Annotated in this window: 15 protein-coding genes and 1 tRNA gene; 4 read left to right on the plus strand and 12 right to left on the minus strand. The window is 68.8% G+C overall.

Going from position 1 to position 13,376, the window contains the following annotated elements; genetic code table 11:
- Positions 1–144: 144 nt before the first annotated feature.
- Entirely contained in the window at positions 145–2,895 is a 2,751-nt protein-coding gene (gene aceE, locus AB0J88_RS30690; RefSeq protein ID WP_364349325.1) for a pyruvate dehydrogenase (acetyl-transferring), homodimeric type, read from the minus strand.
- 154 nt (positions 2,896–3,049) lie between these two features.
- A complete protein-coding gene (locus AB0J88_RS30695; RefSeq protein ID WP_364347890.1) occupies positions 3,050–3,457 on the minus strand; it encodes a YjbQ family protein in 408 nt (135 codons plus the stop codon).
- A gap of 77 nt (positions 3,458–3,534) precedes the next feature.
- On the opposite strand from AB0J88_RS30695, the gene AB0J88_RS30700 reads away from it, so the two are divergent.
- The 4 genes from AB0J88_RS30700 (at position 3,535) to AB0J88_RS30715 (ending at position 6,960) form a co-directional block, all read left to right on the plus strand.
- On the plus strand, positions 3,535–5,799 hold the full coding sequence (locus tag AB0J88_RS30700) for a thiamine pyrophosphate-dependent enzyme (RefSeq protein WP_364347893.1): 2,265 nt from the start codon (positions 3,535–3,537) through the stop codon (positions 5,797–5,799).
- 156 nt (positions 5,800–5,955) lie between these two features.
- On the plus strand, positions 5,956–6,390 hold the full coding sequence (locus tag AB0J88_RS30705) for a DUF3052 domain-containing protein (protein WP_089248697.1): 435 nt from the start codon (positions 5,956–5,958) through the stop codon (positions 6,388–6,390).
- The gene (locus tag AB0J88_RS30710) at positions 6,387–6,854 is read left to right on the plus strand and encodes a peroxiredoxin (RefSeq protein ID WP_364347896.1); all 468 of its coding nucleotides are present in this window, start codon (positions 6,387–6,389) and stop codon (positions 6,852–6,854) included. Before AB0J88_RS30705 ends, AB0J88_RS30710 begins: the two co-directional genes overlap by 4 nt.
- A gap of 34 nt (positions 6,855–6,888) precedes the next feature.
- Positions 6,889–6,960 (plus strand) — tRNA-Val (locus AB0J88_RS30715).
- A gap of 76 nt (positions 6,961–7,036) precedes the next feature.
- Here the strand turns inward: AB0J88_RS30715 and AB0J88_RS30720 are convergent.
- The 10 genes from AB0J88_RS30720 to AB0J88_RS30765 all read right to left on the minus strand — a co-directional run bounded on the left by AB0J88_RS30720 (position 7,037) and on the right by AB0J88_RS30765 (position 13,356).
- The gene (locus AB0J88_RS30720) at positions 7,037–8,443 is read right to left on the minus strand and encodes a tyrosine-type recombinase/integrase (RefSeq protein WP_364347899.1); all 1,407 of its coding nucleotides are present in this window, start codon (positions 8,441–8,443) and stop codon (positions 7,037–7,039) included.
- Between the two features lie 61 nt (positions 8,444–8,504).
- Positions 8,505–10,295, minus strand: coding sequence for a replication initiator (locus AB0J88_RS30725; RefSeq protein WP_364347902.1), 1,791 nt, complete (start codon positions 10,293–10,295; stop codon positions 8,505–8,507).
- Positions 10,292–10,582, minus strand: coding sequence for a hypothetical protein (locus AB0J88_RS30730; RefSeq protein WP_364347905.1), 291 nt, complete (start codon positions 10,580–10,582; stop codon positions 10,292–10,294). The genes AB0J88_RS30725 and AB0J88_RS30730 overlap by 4 nt, the downstream gene beginning before the upstream one ends.
- A gap of 97 nt (positions 10,583–10,679) precedes the next feature.
- On the minus strand, positions 10,680–10,937 hold the full coding sequence (locus AB0J88_RS30735) for a hypothetical protein (RefSeq protein WP_364347908.1): 258 nt from the start codon (positions 10,935–10,937) through the stop codon (positions 10,680–10,682).
- Positions 10,934–11,623, minus strand: coding sequence for a hypothetical protein (locus AB0J88_RS30740; RefSeq protein ID WP_364347911.1), 690 nt, complete (start codon positions 11,621–11,623; stop codon positions 10,934–10,936). Before AB0J88_RS30740 ends, AB0J88_RS30735 begins: the two co-directional genes overlap by 4 nt.
- Before the next feature lie 2 nt (positions 11,624–11,625).
- A complete protein-coding gene (locus AB0J88_RS30745) occupies positions 11,626–11,943 on the minus strand; it encodes a hypothetical protein (protein ID WP_364347914.1) in 318 nt (105 codons plus the stop codon).
- Between the two features lie 75 nt (positions 11,944–12,018).
- Positions 12,019–12,405 (minus strand): RRQRL motif-containing zinc-binding protein, encoded by a 387-nt coding sequence (locus AB0J88_RS30750; protein WP_364347917.1) that lies wholly within the window; start codon positions 12,403–12,405, stop codon positions 12,019–12,021.
- Positions 12,402–12,617, minus strand: coding sequence for a hypothetical protein (locus AB0J88_RS30755; protein WP_364347919.1), 216 nt, complete (start codon positions 12,615–12,617; stop codon positions 12,402–12,404). The genes AB0J88_RS30750 and AB0J88_RS30755 overlap by 4 nt, the downstream gene beginning before the upstream one ends.
- Positions 12,614–12,913, minus strand: a complete 300-nt coding sequence (locus AB0J88_RS30760) for a hypothetical protein (protein ID WP_364349328.1) — start codon at positions 12,911–12,913, stop codon at positions 12,614–12,616. The genes AB0J88_RS30755 and AB0J88_RS30760 overlap by 4 nt, the downstream gene beginning before the upstream one ends.
- 5 nt (positions 12,914–12,918) lie before the next feature.
- Positions 12,919–13,356, minus strand: a complete 438-nt coding sequence (locus tag AB0J88_RS30765) for a hypothetical protein (protein ID WP_364347920.1) — start codon at positions 13,354–13,356, stop codon at positions 12,919–12,921.
- Between the last annotated feature and the right edge of the window lie 20 nt (positions 13,357–13,376).

Consider the following 13,376-nt stretch of genomic DNA (forward strand, 5'->3'; position numbering starts at 1 on the left):
AGGTACGCCGTCCGCAGCAGCAGCCCCCACTGGTCCCGGACGAACTGCCGGAACCGTTCCTCGTCATCCACCCGCGCGCGAGAAAGGTTGAGCGAAGAAAAAGGGCGCCCCGCGAAAAGCGGGGCGCCCTTGAAGAACCGAAGCCTACGAGTCGCCGCCGGTCTCGCCGACGGGCGCCGCGTTGACGTCGTCGATCGCGTACTTGCGGGCCGCCTCGACCGGGATCGACGGGGCGATCTCGCCGCGGACCGCGAGCTGGCGCAGCGTCGCCACCGCCACCGACTCGGCGTCCACGTTGAAGTGGCGGCGCAGGGCGTGCCGGGTGTCGGACAGGCCGAAACCGTCGGTGCCCAGCGACGTGTAGTCGCCCGGGATCCAGCGCGAGATCAGGTCCGGCACGGCGCGCATCCAGTCGCTGACCGCGACGACCGGGCCGTCGGCACCCGCCAGCTTGCGACGGATGTACGGGACCCGCGGCTCGCTGCCCGGGTGCAGCAGGTTGTATTCCTCGGCCTGCACCGCGTCGCGGCGGAGCTCGGTCCAGGACGTCACCGACCACACGTCGGCGGCCACGCCCCAGTCCTGCGCGAGCAGCTGCTGGGCCTTGAGCGCCCACTGCATGCCCGTACCCGAGGCCAGGATGTTGGCCTTGAGCCCGCCGCCCTCGACCGCCGGAGCGGGCGAGTAGCGGTAGATGCCGCGGAGCAGACCCTCGACGTCGAGGTCGACCGGCTCGACCGGCTGCAGGATCGGCTCGTTGTAGACGGTCATGTAGTAGAAGACGTTCTCCGCCTCCTCGCCGTACATCCGGTGCAGGCCGCGCTCGACGATGTGCGCCATCTCGAACGCGAACGCCGGGTCCCACGCCACGACGGCCGGGTTGGTCGCCGCGATCAGGTGGGAGTGGCCGTCCTCGTGCTGGAGGCCTTCACCGTTGAGCGTGGTCCGGCCGGCGGTGGCGCCGAGGACGAAGCCGCGGGCCATCTGGTCGGCGGCGGCCCAGAAGCTGTCGCCGGTGCGCTGGAAGCCGAACATCGAGTAGAAGATGTACAGCGGGATCATCGGCTCGCCGTGCGTGGCGTACGAGGTGCCCGCCGCCGTGAACGAGGCCACGGAGCCCGCCTCGTTGATGCCCTCGTGGAGGATCTGGCCGCCGAGCGCTTCCTTGTAGGACAGGAACAGCTCCCGGTCGACCGGCGTGTAGTTCTGCCCGTGCGGCGAGTAGATCTTGGCCGTCGGGAAGAGCGAGTCCATGCCGAAGGTACGGGCCTCGTCCGGGATGATCGGCACCCAGCGCTTGCCGAACTCGCGGTCCTTCATGATGTCCTTGAGCAGGCGTACGAAGGCCATGGTGGTGGCGACCTTCTGCTTGCCCGACCCGCGCTTGACGTCGCCGAACCGCTCGCTGCCAGGGATCTGCAGCGGGATCACCTTGGTGTTGCGCGACGGCAGGTAGCCGCCGAGCGCACGCCGGCGCTCGTGCAGGTACTCCATCTCGTCCGACTTGTCCTCCGGACGGATGTACGGCGGCAGGTACGGGTTCTCCTCGAGCGCCTTGTCGGGGATGTCGAGGTAGAGCCGGTCGCGGAACGACTTGAGGTCGTCGAGCGTCAGCTTCTTCATCTGGTGGGTCGCGTTGCGGCCCTCGAACGAGGAGCCGAGCGTCCAGCCCTTGATCGTCTTGGCCAGGATGACCGTCGGCTGACCGGTGTGCTCGGTCGCCGCCTTGTACGCCGCGTAGATCTTGCGGTAGTCGTGACCGCCGCGCTTGAGGTTCCAGATCTCGTCGTCGGTCATGCCTTCGACCATCTTGCGCGTACGGGGGTCGCGGCCGAAGAAGTGCTCGCGGACGTACGCGCCGGACTCCGCCTTGTAGGTCTGGTAGTCGCCGTCTGGCGTGGTGTTCATGAGGTTGACCAGCGCGCCGTCGGAGTCGGCGGCGAGCAGCGGGTCCCACTCGCGGCCCCAGACGACCTTGATGACGTTCCAGCCGGCACCCCGGAAGAACGCCTCGAGCTCCTGCATGACCTTGCCGTTGCCGCGGACCGGGCCGTCGAGCCGCTGCAGGTTGCAGTTGATCACGAAGGTCAGGTTGTCGAGCTCCTCGCGGGCCGCGACGCCGATCGCGCCGAGCGACTCGGGCTCGTCCATCTCGCCGTCACCCAGGAACGCCCACACGTGCTGGTCGGACGTGTCCTTGATGCCGCGGTTGTGCAGGTAGCGGTTGAACCGCGCCTGGTAGATCGCGTTCATCCCGCCGAGGCCCATGGAGACGGTCGGGAACTCCCAGAAGTCGGGCATGAGGCGCGGGTGCGGGTACGACGGCAGGCCGCCGCCCAGCCCGGCGTGCGAGAGCTCCTGGCGGAAGCCGTCGAGGCGCTCCTCGGACAGCCGGCCCTCCATGTACGCGCGCGCGTACATGCCGGGGGAGGCGTGGCCCTGGTAGAAGATGTGGTCGCCGCCACCCGGGTGGCTCTTGCCCCGGAAGAAGTGGTTGAAGCCCACCTCGTAGAGCGCCGCGGCGCTGGCGTAGGTCGAGATGTGACCGCCGACGCCGATCTCCGGACGCTGGGCGCGGTGCACGAGCATCGCGGCGTTCCAGCGGATGTAGGCACGGATCCGGCGCTCGACGAACTCGTCACCCGGGAACCAGGGCTCTCGCTCCGGCGGAATCGTGTTGATGTAGTCGGTGGTGGTCAGCGGCGGGACGCCGACGTTGCGCTCACGAGCGCGCTCCAGCAACCGCAACATCACGTACCGGGCGCGCTTGGCGCCGGCCGCGTCGATGACTCCGTCGAGAGACTCGACCCACTCGGCGGTTTCCTCGGGGTCGATGTCCGGAAGCTGGCTCGGCAGGCCGTCACTGATCACCGGGCGCTTGCGTTCCGTAGCCACAGGCATTCCTCAGATTGTGGGGACGACTGACATTTCGGAGCCAAGTGTCCCGGGTGTGGGATTCGTCTCCAACGCCATACTGCCCCGTTTCTCATTCCGGCGTCACGTCGCGTACTGCCAGACGCGACACTCGACACACATACCAACCGGTAACTCACCCCGGAAGGAAGGAAAAGCGGACCTGTCGGACAGCGTTGTCCCCGTTGGTGTCGACCAGGCAGATGGACTGCCAGGTGCCCAGGGCGAGCCGACCTCCCAGAACCGGGATCGACGCGTACGGGGCGACGAAGGCGGGCAGGACATGGTCGCGACCGTGCCCCGGCGAGCCGTGCCGGTGTCGCCACCGGCCGTCGGCCGGCAGGAAACCGTCGATCGCCGTCATCAGATCGGGGTCGTCGGAGCCGGAGCCGCTCTCGATGATCGCGATGCCGGCGGTGGCGTGCGGCACGAACACGTGCAGCAGCCCGTCGCCCTCACCGGAGACGAACTGCTGCGCCTCCGCGGTCACGTCGCGCACCGCCGGGCGGCGGCCCGTCTCGACCGTGATCACCTCACTCCGCATCCGGTCAATTCTAGGGACGATCCACGCTTTCCGTGGCCGGGTCTGGCGTGACCGATGGGGCAGGTGACTGGCCGTGAGTGGCTTGCGTCGGTAATGCTTTCGACGTGACCACGCCGCAAGATCTCGACGAACGGTTCCGGGCGGCGGTAGGCGCGCTGACGCCCGGCACCGCCGGCCTCCCCGAGGGGATGACCGCCGAGCTGGCGCGCGCCGTGTTCGACGCCCAGCTGACCAGCCGGCACCTCGACCTGGCCGCGCGCTGGCTGCGCAGCTTCGGCGAGGGCTACTACACGATCGGGTCGTCCGGCCACGAGAGCAACGCGGCCGTCGCCGCCGCGCTCCGGCACACCGACCCGGCCTTCCTGCACTACCGCTCGGGCGCGTTCTACGCCGCCCGGGTCGCCCAGGCGGGGGTCGGTGACCCGATCGCCGAGGCGGCCCGGGACGTGCTGCGCGGCGTGGTCGCCTCGACCAGCGAGCCCATCGCCGGCGGCCGCCACAAGGTCTTCGGCAACGCGGCGCACCACGTCGTGCCGACCACCTCGACGATCGCGTCCCACCTGCCCCGCGCGGTGGGTGCGGCGTTCGCGATCGAGCGGCTGCGCAAGGTCAACGGCAACGGCGCCTCGGACGCTCCCTGGCCGGCCGACGCGGTCGTGGTGTGCTCCTTCGGCGACGCCTCGGTCAACCACGCGACGGCGACGGCGGCGCTCAACACCGCTGGCTGGATCGACCACACCGGGCTGCGGCTGCCGCTGCTGCTGGTCTGCGAGGACAACGGCATCGGCATCAGCGTGAAGTCACCGGCCGGGTGGGTCGCGTCGACGCTGCGGGCTCGCCCGGGACTGCGCTACTTCGCGGCCTCCGGAGACGACCCGGCCGACGCGTACGCCACCGCCGTCGAGGCCGCTTCCCATGTGCGACGGTCACGCAGACCGGCCGTGCTGCACCTGTCCACCGTGCGGTTCATGGGGCACGCCGGCGCCGACGCCGAGGTGGCCTACCGGCCGGCCGCCGACCTGGAACGCGACCTGACCCGCGACCCGGTGGTGGCCACCGCGCGACTGCTGGTCTCCTGCGGGCTGGCCACCGCCGAGGAGATCCTGGCCCGCTACGACGAGATCGGCTGGCAGGTGCGCAAGGTCGCCGAGGAGGTGCTGGGCGAGCCGAAGCTGACCACGCCGGCCGAGGTCGTGGCCACGCTGGCGCCCCGCCGGCCGGTGCGCGTCGCCCGCACCGTGGCTGATCTGTCGGTTGCTTCGGTGGCCGAGCGCGCCGCCGCCTTCGGCGGACGACTCCCCGAGGACGCCGGCCCGTTCACGCTGGCCCAGACGATCAACGCCGCGCTCGCCGACGGCTTGTGGGCCAACCCGAAGATGGCCGTCTTCGGCGAGGACGTGGCGCTCAAGGGCGGCGTGTACGGGGTGACCAAGGGCCTGCGTGACCGGTTCGGCGCGACGCGGGTCTTCGACACCCTGCTCGACGAGACCTCGATCCTCGGCCTGGCCCTCGGCTCCGGGCTGGCCGGGATGCTGCCGGTGCCGGAGATCCAATATCTGGCCTACCTGCACAACGCCGAGGACCAGCTCCGGGGCGAGGCCGCCACCATGCAGTTCTTCTCGGGCGGCGCCTACCGCAACCCGATGGTCGTGCGGGTCGCCGGGCTGGCGTACCAGGAGGGCTTCGGGGGGCACTTCCACAACGACAACTCGGTCGCCGTGCTGCGCGACATCCCGGGCCTGGTGGTCGCGGTGCCGGCCCGGGCCGACGACGCCGCGCCGCTGCTGCGCACCTGCCTCGCCTCGGCCGCCGTCGACGGCAGCGTCTGCGTGTTCCTCGAGCCGATCGCCCTCTACCACACCCGTGACCTCTACGAAGAGGGCGACAACGAGTGGCTGGCGCCGTACCTGGGACCCGCGTCTTGGTCCGAGGCGCACGTGCCGATCGGCCGGGCGCGCGTCTACAACGTGGGATCGGCCGAGGACTTGACGATCATCACGTTCGGCAACGGGGTACGGATGTCGCTGCGGGTCGCCGCCCGGCTGGTCGAGGAGGGCATCGGCGCGCGGGTGGTCGACCTGCGCTGGCTCGCCCCGCTGCCGGTCGCCGACGTGATCCGGGAGTCGTCGGCCACGGGACGCGTTCTTGTCGTGGACGAGACACGCCGTTCCGGCGGAGTCGGAGAAGGCGTTCTCGCGGCCCTGGTCGACGCCGGATATGTCGGATCTGTGAGCCGGATCGCCTCGGTCGACTCGTTCGTCCCGCTGGGACCGGCGGCCAGAGAAGTGCTGGTCGCGGAGGATGCGATCACTCAGGGTGCCCGAGCCCTCCTGGCACGGTAAGTTTCCCGGGGGACCCGAAAAGTCCGGGGGTTTGCCGCAGAATCGAGCCGGTCCGGCAGAAAATCGAAGCCGGATCGGTCGGTGCGCCACTTGCGCGCGGGCCGCCGACTGTGTGGACTTTGCGGGAACTGCAACGAATGAGGGAGGCACGCAACAGTGAGCGCGACCGCAGGTCAGGCCGCCGACGGCGTACGCAGCCTGGCGGACCGGTTCGGCATCGAGCCGGGGATGGTCGTCATGGAGATGGGGTACGACGACGACGTCGACCAGGATCTCCGCGACGCCCTGACCGACCGCTCCGGTGAGTTGGTCGACGAAGACACCGACGAGGTCGTCGACGCGGTGCTGCTGTGGTACCGCGACGGCGACGGCGACCTCTTCGAGATGCTCGTCGACGCACTCGGCCCGCTGGCTGGCAACGGCGTCGTCTGGCTACTGACGCCCAAGGCCGGCCGCGACGGGCACGTCGAGCCGAGCGAGATCACCGAACTGGCACCGACGGCAGGTCTCCAGCAGACCTCCACGGTCAACGCCGGCAAGGACTGGAGTGCCGCCCGGCTCGTAGTGCCCCGCGGCTCCCGCAAGAAGTGATGCTCCAGGTCGGCACGCCGGCACCGGACTTCACGCTCAAGGACCAGAACAACCAGGAGGTACGACTATCGTCGTACCTTGGGTCCAGTTCGGTCCTGTTGGTGTTCTATCCGCTGGCCTTCTCGGGCACCTGCAGCGGCGAGATGGCGGCGCTGGAGAAGGCGCTGCCGGCTTTCGCCGCTGCCGGGGTGTCGGTTTTGACGATCAGCGTCGACTCGTCCTACGCGCACAAGATCTGGCTCGAACGCGAATCCTGGTCTCTTCGCATGCTGGCCGACTTCTGGCCGCACGGGGGAGTGGCGTCGCTGTACGGGGTCTTCAACTCCGTGGCGGGTTTCGCGGACCGCGGCACGTTCCTGATCGACCGGGCCGGGGTGATCAGGTGGGCCGAGCACGTGGGCCCCGGGTCGTCCCGAGACACGGCGGCGTGGCTGGCCGCAGTGACCTCCCTGGACGACAGCTGACCGGCCGCCGGTCGGGTAAGCTACGGCCGGTCCGGGGCGCGTAGCTCAGCGGAAGAGCACTCGCCTTACAAGCGAGGGGTCGCAGGTTCGAAACCTGCCGCGCCCACCCCGGCGACCGGCCGAAACGCCGCATGCAAGATCGGCTAGACGGCGATTGACAGCCACGGTGACAGCAGCGTGGGTCATGACAGCCGCCCATCGAGCTTGCCCAGGGCCTGGCGCATGCTGTCCAAGTTGGCATGCGAGTAGATCTTCAGAGTGATCTTCACGTCCGCGTGACGGGCGATGGCCTGGACGGTGTGCGGCGGCACTCCCAGCTCCATGAGAAGTGATACGACAGTGTGTCGTAGATCGTGCAGCCGCGTTCCCTGACATCCGGCCTTCTCGCGGAGCTGCGCGAAATGTCGGTTCAGGTTCCGTGGCTCCATCGGCGTACCTAGCTCAGAGGGGAACACGAGGCCATGGTCCTGCCAGATCTCGCGGAGACGTTCCCGTTCGCGCTGCTGAGCTTCCTGGTGGTCAAGCAACACGATCCACGTCCATTCGGGCAAGGGTAGGACGCTCTCCGAATCTTCGGTCTTTGTCCCTTGCAGAAGCAGCACGCCGCCAACCCGCTGAACGGTCTGAGCGATCGTCATGGTGCCCTCGTCGAGGTCAAGATCGGACCAGCGGAGACCGAGAAGTTCGCCCCGGCGCAGGCCCATCGTGGCCGCAACGACGTACAGCGCATACAGCCGGTGGCCCTCGGCAGCGGCAAGCACCGCGCGTGCCTGGTCGACTGTGAGACCTTTGCCGACTCGGTAGCGCGGGGACGGGACCCGAACCAGTTTCGCAACGTTGCGTGACACCAGCTCCTCTCGCATGGCGTGCTGTAGGGCATTCCGCAGGACGGCGTGTACGAACTGGACCTGGCGGACACCGGGATAGCGCCGACAGCACTTGCGTGCCGAGCAGCATTGACGGCTAAGCGGCCGATCCTTGTCCAGCTCGGCGGCACAACAGAGGCATTTACGCCGGAACTCGTCGAGAAAGACCTTGACGTGTTGGACCTGGAGACGATCGACCCGCTTCGTTCCCAGAGCAGGGATGAGATGCAGCCGGACGGCGCTTTCGTAGCCACGTGCCGTGGTCGGCTTGAGATCGATGACGTAGGCGGCGAGCCAGTACGGCAGGTAGTCGGCCAACTTCCAAGCGCGGTCAGGGATGGGGATCCCACGTTGTGATTGGGACTTCAGCTCGACGAGCTTGGCGTGGGCCTCTTCCCACGTGGCGCCGTATACGGACCTGCGTTTGCGGGTGCCGTTGGTTGTCAGGACGTATGCCTGCCCAACCCAGCGACCGTCGCTGGAGCGTTGGTAGATGGAGCCCTCGCCGCTGGGATTCCGGACGGCGGTTGATTGGGATCGCTTCGGTTGCTTCGGCATCAGGCGGCTTCCTCTGTGAGAGTGGCGATGACTTCGTCGATCGCGGCGGCAGGGATGAGGCCGGCTGCCCACCTTGAAGGAACGGAGCTGGCCAGAGCGGATGAGGTCATAAACGAGCGACCGGCCGATGCCGAGCGCTTGGGCGGCTTCCTCGACGCGCAACACGCGAGGAGTGATCGGTGCGGGGGTGTGCAACGGTTGGCCTTCCTCGTGTGGCGAGAGGGGGTCACGCGGCGGCGGACGCCACGCCGACTGTGGTGGTGCCGAGTTCGTGTGCGAGTTCTTCGCGTCCGGCTTGCCGTCGGGACCGGGCGAGGTCTGCGGCGGTGTTAGCGAGGAGGGCGTCTCCGGTGGTGTGCCAGCCGGCGCCGGCGAAGGTGAGGGTGCCGACGATGAGGGTGGTTTCCTCGTCGATGTGGTCGGCAAGCCGGATGACGGTGGCGGCCTGGTCCTCGTGGTCGGTGGCGCGCCGATAGGTGATCCGGCTTTCCCGCAGCAGCCGGAAGGCGATGACGCGGCGGCGGGTTTTGGTGAGGAAGTGGCCGCCGAAGCCGAGCATGTGGGCGGCGCGGCGTAGCCGGGTGTAGTCGGTGGCCGCGACGCGTTTGGCCGGTTGGCTGTCAAGGATGGCTTGACACTCGGCGATGCAGACCGGGCAGGCGGGATAGCGGGTGTGGGTGCCGCAGTCGGGGCATTCCCAGCGGGCTATGAAGCCGGGTTCGGGTCGGTCGATTCGGGGCCGGTCGGCGAGTGGGGCCGGGGTGTGGGTTGGTCGGCCGATGCGCCAGCAGGCGTCGATGAGGCGGGCGATGTGGTCGCCGTCGGGGTCGGCGTGGTCGTCGACGTTGTCCGGCGTGATGCGGGTAGAGGTGTGCCCGGTGGCCTCGGTGCTTTTGGTGGCGTATTTGGCAAGGTACCCGGCGGCCATGCCGTCGGTGATGTCGCCGTCACCGGCGAGGGTGATGGGTCGGAAGTCCAAGCCTTTGTCGGGGTCTCCCCAGGTGATCGGCCAACCTTCGGGCCGGTCGGGGTGCGGCGGGGTGGTCAGGGCGGTGTGCCGGGCGGCGGTGTCGAGCGCGTCGACCAGGTCGCCGACATCGATACCGGCCGGTGGCGGAATCACGGCGTCCGGGTCGTAGGGGTCAACGCCGTCGATCCGCAGCAGAGCGTGGAAGTGGACGGCGCCACGGGCTTGTAGTTCGGCGGCTTTGCCGTGGGATAGCTTGACCGGGGGAACGCGGCGGGTGCGGCCGGTCTCGGTGAAGACGACGTGGAACGGGATACGGCGGCGGCGGCACAGTGCGACGAGGTAGCGTTCCGCGGCTTGCTTGGTGCGATGCCACAGAGCGCCGGTCGAGATGTTCCACACGACCTGGTGGTCGTGGTCGTAGCAGTCCAAACACAGCGGCCGGCCCAGGATGGCGTCAGTGCGTTCGTGGCGTGCCCAGCAGACCGCCGGTCGGCCGTGCTCGCACAGGCCCGTGTCGCGGCGGGCATGGCACGGTTCAGGCCGGCAGTCACACCGCTTCCGGTTGACGCAGGTGTGCTTGCCCACGACCCGGGTGTGGACGGTCCCGAAGCTTGGCGCGGTGAGGGTGGCGAACACGGCCGGGTGCCGGGCGACTGTGGCGGGGATGCCTTTGCCGCCGACGAGGAAGGTGTGCAGGATCTGGTACGCGTCGCCCTGGTAGACCCGCGAGCAGGCCGGGCACACCGAGCCGCGCCGGTTCCCGCAGCCCTTGTAGATCGCGCCGTCTGGCATGGCTGCGGTGGAGCGTTCGTCGAGGATGCGGCCGGTGCCTGGTTCGAGGGTGTAGAGGTTGCCGGTCAGGCGGATGGGTCGGGTGCAGCCGGCGGCGGCGCGGACGTGGTCGAGCCAGTCGCCGTAGTTGGGTTGGGTGGCGCGGTGGAAGGCTTGCCCGGCGGCGGTGTAGCCGAGTTGGGCGGGTGTCTCGGCGTTCGAGGCCACACCCCAGGCCGGGGCTTGGGGTGTGGTGTCCAGCGTCGAGAGGGTCACTTGGCCTCAACCGGGGTGGCTTCGGCCGTACCGATGAGCTGCTCGTGGGCCGCGAGAAGCGGCACGATGAAGCTCACGTTGACGCAGATGTGGCAGTCTTCGGCCAGGTCGCAGTCGGCTGGCTTGTGCTGGTGCCAGATCTCGTCGAATGCGCGGCGCAGCCTCTGGACCATCCAGGGCTGATAGCTGCCGCCATCGCGCTCGGCAATTTCGCTGAGAGCGTTTTTCCAGACGTCAACCTCGCGGTCGTCGACAGGGGCTTGGACGTTGACGGGGTCGAGGGACATGGTCGGTTCCTTTCGGTAGCGGTCGCCGCCGAGCAGTTCAGCGGCGTTCCCGTGCCCGCAACCGGGTTGGCTGCGGGCGCGAGAGCTTCGACGTGGGTCACGCGGCCACTTGGTGGGTGGCGATGGTGCGTTCGGTGACGATGACCCGGCAGGCGCCACACCGGGCGTCAGCAGGCCGAGCACGTCCACAAGGGACTGTGGCAATGGTGGTGCCGCAGCGGATGGTGACCGGTGCGCGGCAGGGTCCGCCGTCGATGACGGCGATCAGGGTCCGTTGGGTGTCGTAGACGTGCGCGTCCGGAGATGCCGGGCACTGGTGGGTGCGTTGGTGGACGTCAACGACGTGGATGGTCACCGGACACCGTCCAAGACCGGGGTGCCGTTGATGGTGCGTGCCGGCAGGGTGGTGGGCCGGATCTGGTCGAGGAGCTGCCCGGCGACGTCGGGTGTGACCGCGATGCGGGCGGCGAGCTCGTCGGCGGTGATGGGCCGGCCGGTGTGCTGTTCGTGATTGACGACCGCGAACCGAGCGGAGCCGACCAGGTGGGTCGGAACAGGCTCGACAACCTCGGACACGGCCGGTGTGGCCTCGGGAGCGGCTGTCGGTGCGGGTGCGGTGTCGTCGACCGGGTGGGCCTCTGTGGTCGCCTCAGTGGCCGTCTGGACGGGTGCGAGGACGAGTTTGACCAGGGCCATGAACGCGATAGCGGGGACGGCTGAGAGCAGCCAGCCGGACGGGCCAGCCTTGGCGACCGCGAGCTGTGCGGCCAGGGACAGACCGGCGGCGGCGATAAGCAGGAACATCGGATAGCCGATCGGGCCGCCGGTGCGGCGGCGTTGCCGGATGGTGAGTAGGGCGGCGATGGGGACGAGTTCGCTTATGACGGCGTTGGCCCACCCGAACCAGCCCGGCGTGTGTTCCGGTGAGTTGTCCATCGTCCAGTCGTGGACGTGGGTGAACGACGCGGCGCCGGCAGCGGCACCGACGGTGATGAGGATGAGGACCAGGACCAGGCCCTCAAGACCGCGAGAGCGTGACATGGTCAGACACCGCCTTTCCGGTGCGGAGCGCGGGTGTGGTTGGCGCGTCGGCGGCAGATGGGGCAGCGGCGTGAGGCCCCGCCCTGGTTCTTGAGGGCGCGTTCGCGGGTGCGGGTGCCGGTCCAGGTGCGGGCCAGGGTCCAGCCGATCCCTTCGGCTTGGATGACAGCGAGCAGCCGAGCACCGCGGCCGGAGGCGTGTTCGGACAGGCGTTGGGTCAGGTTGGAGGCCCAGCCGGTGTAGTGGGCCGCGTGCTGGTAGGGCCGGTCGAAGTGCAGCAGGTACACGGTGCCGTGGGTGCTGATCGCGCGGTGTGTCATCGCAGAGTCCCTGCCATCCACGCGAAGAGGATGCCGGCCAAGATGATGACGCCGATGGTGACGAGGGGAGCCATGTCAGTGACCTCCGTAGCAGTCAAGGCATTCGCCGTAGCGGCGTGGGATGTAGTAGGGCTTGACCTGGTGGCAGGTGCCGCAGGTGCGCCGGGCCAGGAGGGCCTTGGCAACGGCGGCGAGTTGGGCCGGTGTCGCGGGCCGTTTGGGTTTGGCCAGGTCGAGGCGGTAGAGGAACGCGACTCGTTTGCCGCGTCGCCACAGGATTTGCGCGGCGATGTCCTGCCCGCCGGGACGCAGGCCGAGGCTGCGGAGTTGGCGGCGGGTGACGTACTCCTGCGGAGCCCACCGGTACGGGTAGGTGGGGATCGGGAACCGTTGCGCGGTCGGGTCGTAGAACTCCACGAAGGTGCCCCGCGCGATGGCCTGGTTGAGGAACGGAACCGTCATCGCCTTTCCTCCTTTGTGGAGGACGCGTCGTTGGCGTCGTGGCGGTAGAGGAGAAGCCGGACCTGTTCCATGGCGTCGGCCGCAGTGAAGTACTGCGGGTATTCGTCGAGGGTTTCGACCCAGACCCGGATACCGGCGATGAGTTCGCCGAGTCGGCACGCGTCGGGGAAGTAGTCCGCATCGGTGCGGACGGGTGTGGGTGTGGTGGTCATGACTGGCCACCTCCGCCCCAGCGTTGGTGGGCGGCCTGGCGGGTGACGCCGAGCCGGTCGGCGATGTCCTGCCAGGAGTAGCCGTGACCGCGCAGGCCTTTGACGGCTGTGGTGATCGAGTCGTCGAGGATGGTGGATAGGGCGGTCAGGTCGCGGAGTGCTTCGACGTCGCCGGTGGCGACTCGTTTGCCGTGGGCGCGGATGATCCGGCGGGCGAAGGCGGCGAAGTCGTCGTTCTCGACGACATCTCGGCGGCGTGGCTTGGCCGGGCGGTTGGCCGGGTTCACGGGGTTCATGGGGTTCATGGGGTCACCGCCGGGTGGACGTGGTCCCATTGGGCGGCGGCGTCTTCGAGGGCCGCTTTGACTTCGGTGAAGGTGCGTTCGGCTTCGTCGTTCCAGTCGGCGACGATGTCGCTGGCCGCGTCTCGGACGTAGTCGAAGTCCCAGGCGTAGTCGACGATGTAGCCGGCGAAGGCGACCAGGGCGCGTAGCGCGTTGGTGCCGTCTGGTCCGGAAGGCAGGTCGCCGGGTGTGAACGGGTGGCCGATGGCGGCGGTGCAGATTGCGCTGCCAGTGCAGGCCGGCGGGAACGCCGGGCCGGGGTTCATGGACAGGTCGAAGAAGTAACCTTTGATCCAGCCGTTGAGCTGGAGGTAGGCGGCTGCGCCGCGCAGGATGTCTGCGGGTGTCACCTGGACGTCAGAGGCGGGTTGGGCCGGTTTTTGGGTAGCCTTCATGGCACCCACGTCCTTTCGTG

It is taken from the genome of Asanoa sp. NPDC049475 (assembly GCF_040676915.1).
Lineage (GTDB): Bacteria > Actinomycetota > Actinomycetes > Mycobacteriales > Micromonosporaceae > Asanoa.

What these genes read in the sequence shown, in the direction of transcription:
- AB0J88_RS30695 (WP_364347890.1), bottom strand. Translation starts at nt 3,457, where the DNA reads ATGCGGAGTGAGGTGATCACGGTCGAGACGGGCCGCCGCCCGGCGGTG.
- AB0J88_RS30730 (WP_364347905.1), bottom strand. Translation starts at nt 10,582, where the DNA reads ATGTCCCTCGACCCCGTCAACGTCCAAGCCCCTGTCGACGACCGCGAG.
- AB0J88_RS30740 (WP_364347911.1), bottom strand. Translation starts at nt 11,623, where the DNA reads ATGTCACGCTCTCGCGGTCTTGAGGGCCTGGTCCTGGTCCTCATCCTC.
- AB0J88_RS30745 (WP_364347914.1), bottom strand. Translation starts at nt 11,943, where the DNA reads ATGACACACCGCGCGATCAGCACCCACGGCACCGTGTACCTGCTGCAC.
- AB0J88_RS30750 (WP_364347917.1), bottom strand. Translation starts at nt 12,405, where the DNA reads ATGACGGTTCCGTTCCTCAACCAGGCCATCGCGCGGGGCACCTTCGTG.
- AB0J88_RS30755 (WP_364347919.1), bottom strand. Translation starts at nt 12,617, where the DNA reads ATGACCACCACACCCACACCCGTCCGCACCGATGCGGACTACTTCCCC.
- AB0J88_RS30760 (WP_364349328.1), bottom strand. Translation starts at nt 12,913, where the DNA reads ATGAACCCCGTGAACCCGGCCAACCGCCCGGCCAAGCCACGCCGCCGA.
- AB0J88_RS30765 (WP_364347920.1), bottom strand. Translation starts at nt 13,356, where the DNA reads ATGAAGGCTACCCAAAAACCGGCCCAACCCGCCTCTGACGTCCAGGTG.